This window comes from Haloferax sp. AB510 (assembly GCF_024136985.1).
In the GTDB taxonomy this organism is placed as follows: domain Archaea; phylum Halobacteriota; class Halobacteria; order Halobacteriales; family Haloferacaceae; genus Haloferax.
This window is the reverse complement of the sequence record NZ_JAMYJY010000174.1, coordinates 1-3,992: the sequence shown is the minus strand read 5'-3', so window position 1 is coordinate 3,992 and position 3,992 is coordinate 1. Positions and strand designations below refer to the sequence as shown.

Sequence of the window (3,992 nt, the reverse complement as noted above, 5' to 3'; positions counted from 1 at the left end):
GGTCGCCGCGAATCGCGACCGCGACGGTGCCGGGTGCGAGCGTCGGCCCGAGGCCGGCCGCGCGGCTGCCGAGCGCGAGATACGACACCTCGGTCCCCGTGGGTTCGAACTCCACGTCGACGTGGCCGACGCCGTGGTCGTCCTTGATGCGCGTCGCGAGTCGGTCGCGGAGTTCGGCCTCGCTGAGCCGCCGGGGGAACAACAGCGTCTTCCCGCTCAGTTGGGTCTTGACGCTCTCGCCGACCGGGTCGTACCCCTCGATGTCACCGATGTCCTCGGGGAGCGTCACCGACGTGACACGGCCGACGGTCCGAACGAGCCGACTCACGTCGGTGTCGAGTTCCTTCGCGCCCGCGACGGCGAACACGTCCGTCGCGAGTCGGTCGCCGGCGACGCGGCCGACCGGCGCGATGAGCGCCCCGCCGGCGAGCGACCCGATGTTGAAAAGCACGGTGTCCAGTTGGAACACCTCGGTCTCGCTGCCGGTGGTGAACGCGCCGAACAGGCCGATAGTGTTCAGGTAGAGCGCGACGACCGCGCCGCCGAACAGCACCGCCAGCGCCCGCGGGATTATCTCGCGGGTGTACCAGCGGTAGAGTAGCGAGGCGATCGCCGAGACGATGAACGCGCCGACGACGAGGCCGATGAGCCGGAGGACCTGCGGGACGAGCGCGTCGTCCGCGGCCGGAATCGACACCTGCCCGGCGGTCGCCGACTGCCCGACTGCCGCGAACAGGTCGGCGACGGGGGCGAGCAATGCCGACATCACGCGACCGCCCCCTCGAAGGCAGTTAGGTCGCTTCTCGACCCGACCGCGTAGAGCGTATCGCCCGCGGAAACCGCTTGGTCACCCCGCGGCGCAATCGTCCAATCCCCGCCGTGGCGGACCGCGAGGACCGCGACGCCGTAGGTGTCCCGGACGCCGGCGTCTCTGAGCGTCACGCCGTCGAGCGGTCCCTCTGCCCCGACCGAGAGCCGCGAGAACCGCTTGCCGGCGCGGCGAAGTAAGGAGACGAGTTCGAACTCCCGCCGGACGCCGCGGGAGGTGACGACGAAGCGCTCCACGTCGTTCCCGAGGAGCGATTCGACCTTGCCTCGGTCGACCGCGAGCGTAACGCGACCCTCGCCGCCGACGGCCGTCGGCGCGCGCGGCGCGGCCTTCGGAGCGTCCGCGTCGTCCGCGTCGTCCTCGTCAGGTTCGCTCGGGGCCTCGACGACCGACTTCGACCCCGGCGACGCTCGCCGAGACGGTTTCGGTGCCGCCGTCGGTGACGACGACCACCTCGTCGCCCTGCGCGAGCCCCGTCGGAACGAGCGCCGTCACCGACACCGCGCGCTTGCCCGCGGGCAGACGCTTTGAGAGGCCGCCGACCGGGGCCGCCGCGGAGACGGTCGCGCGGGCTCGCTCGTCGATTCTGACCTCGACGGCTGCGAGGTCGAACTCGTTTTGGAGGCGGTCGGCGAACCGCGATTCGAGCTCCACGAGCGGGATGTCGGCGGGGAACGTCCACTCGCCGTTTCGGATACTGGTGCGGATGTCGAGCGGGACCGGCGGGTAGCCTTCGATGTCGCCGACCTCGCCGGTGACGGTGACGCTGACCTGTCCGCGGCCGCCGACGAGTTCGACCACGTCGGTCGAGAGCGTCCGCTCTGTGAGCTTTCGCAGCGACATCTTCCGCGGGATGTCGTTGGCGAAGGCATCACCGCGGTTGTGTGCGTACAGCGCCCCCATCAGGACGACCAACAGCGCGACGGTCAGCCTGACCTGGTTGTCCGACTGCGTAATCGATGGGTCGGCAAGCGCCATGAGGCCGCCGCTCGCGCCCGCGATGGCGACGCTGAGAACGACGACGGCGAGGCCCGGAACGGTGACGCCGGTGACGTAGCGGAAGCCGAAGCCGAGGAGCCACGCGACGGCGGCCGGCACGAGCCCCGTGAGTATGCCGAAGTACAGCCCGTAGACGACTTCGACGGGGAGTGAAGCCATGGACCGGTACACTCGCCGACGGAATAAAGACGTGACGACGCGCACGTGACGGACCGATACCCGACCGTTTTTGCCCTCGGGCGCCAGAACTGGGAGAGACATGGCTTCGGTACGCGAGTGGGTCGGTGCCCGCGCGACGATTGGGACGGTGTTCCTCGCCGCCGTCCTGTCGGTCGCCATCGGCATCCTCAACATCAGCTCCCCGGTCACCGGTGGCGTGTTGGCACCGTACATTCCGGAAGCGGTCCGCATCACCGCCGGCTTCACCGGGACGCTGACGGGCTTTTTGCTCCTCGCGAGCGTCTTCGGGCTCCGTCGACGCTACCGCGCCGCCTGGTACTCGACCGCGGTGTTGCTCCCGGTGACCGCCGCGCAGGGACTCATCCAGTCACCGGAACGGGCTGCACCCCTCGTCGGCCTCTCGCTTATCAGCCTCGCGCTCCTGCTTTTCAACCACAGGGCGTTCGACCGCGACCTCGACCTGACGGCGACGCAGCTGTCGGCGCTGCTCGCCATCGCGGGCGCACAGACCTACGCGACCGCCGGGGCGTGGGCGCTCAGAGAGCAGTTCAACGGCATCGACACGCTGTTCGACGCGTTCTACTACGGCGTCGTCACCGGCAGTACGGTCGGCTACGGCGACATCACGCCGCAGACCGCCATCGCAAAGCTGTTCGGCATCTCGGCGCTGTTGCTCACGGTGGCGACGTTCGCCGTGGCGCTCGGTGTCCTGCTCACGCCCGCAATCGAAGCCCGACTCACCAAAGCACTCGGACGTATGACCGAATCACAACTCGACATCCTGGAGAACCACGTCCTCGTCCTCGGCTACGGGGAACTGACCGAACCGATTCTCGAAGAACTCGGCGACCGCGCCCGCGTCGTCATCGTCACGCCCGACGAGGGCCGCGCCAAGCGCCTCACCGACCGCGGCTACGACGTGGTCACGGACGACCCGAGCGACGAGGAGTCGCTCCAGCGAACCCGCGTTGACGCCGCCCGCTCGGTCGTCGTCGCCACCAACAACGACGCCGAAGACGCGCTGGCAATCCTCACGGCGCGACAGCTCAACCCCGACGTGCACATCGTCGCGGCGGCGACTCAGCGGGAAAACGAGCGAAAGCTCCGACGCGCCGGGGCCAACACCGTCATCAGCCCGGCGGCGCTCGGCGGCCACTTCCTCGCCGAGTCCGCCGTCGGCGGGAGCGGCCTCGAGACCATCGAAGAACGCCTGCTCGACGAGAAACCCGACGACCCGTCCGTGGACGGGACCGACGAAACGAACGGAGCGGGCGAGACCGACGGGACCGACGAAACGAACCGCTCGTAAACACAACCGACTCCGGCTCTACTGGTGGCCGCTCAATGCCCGCGGTCGAACACCGCAACGTCGCAGTCTATCTCGCGGATGCGCTCGAACGTCGGCGGCGAGATGAACCGCGAGGCGGGCGACCGGTCGCCGCTGGAGCCGAGCACCACGAGGTCGTAGGTGGCGGCGTTCGAGGCGATGAAGCTAGTCACGTCGGAGCGGGCGACCCGCGTCTCGATGTTTCCGTCCGCCGTCTCGACCAGATTGGCGAGTTTCGACTCCGCGGGCCGGCGCTCGACCTCGGAAGAGATACAGGTCGTGACGCTCACGCTCCCGGTCTTTCCGGCGAGGCGAGTCGCGAAGTCTATCATCGCGTGGGCGGCGTCGCCCGGCCGCGAGACGAGCACGAGGATGCGCCGCCAGCGGTAGGTCTCGCCGGTCGAGCGGAACGCCACGGTGTCGTACGAGCCTCCGAACAGGCCGCGGACGTAGTCCGAAAGCAGGCCGCGGTCCTCCTCGTACGGGGTCACTACGAGGTCGGAGTTGGTGCTCGCCGCGGCCTCGGTCGTCGCGGTCAACGGGTCGCCGCGGGCGACGGCGACCTCGACGGGCACGCCCAGTCGGGTCCGCAGTTTGTGCGCGCAGGATTCGAGGCGCTCGACCGACGCGTCGGCGTCGGTGTCGAGTCCGCCGCCG

General features: G+C 69.4%; 2 protein-coding genes and 2 pseudogenes. 1 reads left to right on the top strand and 3 read right to left on the bottom strand.

Annotated elements, in window-relative coordinates:
• Both NKF06_RS19945 and NKF06_RS19940 read right to left on the bottom strand, forming a co-directional pair.
• Positions 1–766 (bottom strand): annotated as a pseudogene (locus NKF06_RS19945) (potassium transporter TrkA); the annotation flags it as partial.
• Positions 766–1,987, bottom strand: a pseudogene (locus tag NKF06_RS19940) (TrkA C-terminal domain-containing protein). The pseudogenes NKF06_RS19940 and NKF06_RS19945, both read right to left, overlap by 1 nt.
• A 100-nt stretch (positions 1,988–2,087) precedes the next feature.
• Between NKF06_RS19940 and NKF06_RS19935 the strand changes: the two are divergent.
• Complete coding sequence (locus tag NKF06_RS19935; protein WP_253246394.1) at positions 2,088–3,317, top strand: NAD-binding protein; 1,230 nt, start codon at positions 2,088–2,090, stop codon at positions 3,315–3,317.
• Positions 3,318–3,349: 32 nt separating this feature from the next.
• On the opposite strand, the gene NKF06_RS19930 is transcribed toward NKF06_RS19935, so the two are convergent.
• Positions 3,350–3,992: universal stress protein (locus NKF06_RS19930; RefSeq protein ID WP_253246393.1), on the bottom strand; the 643-nt coding region annotated here is incomplete at its 5' end.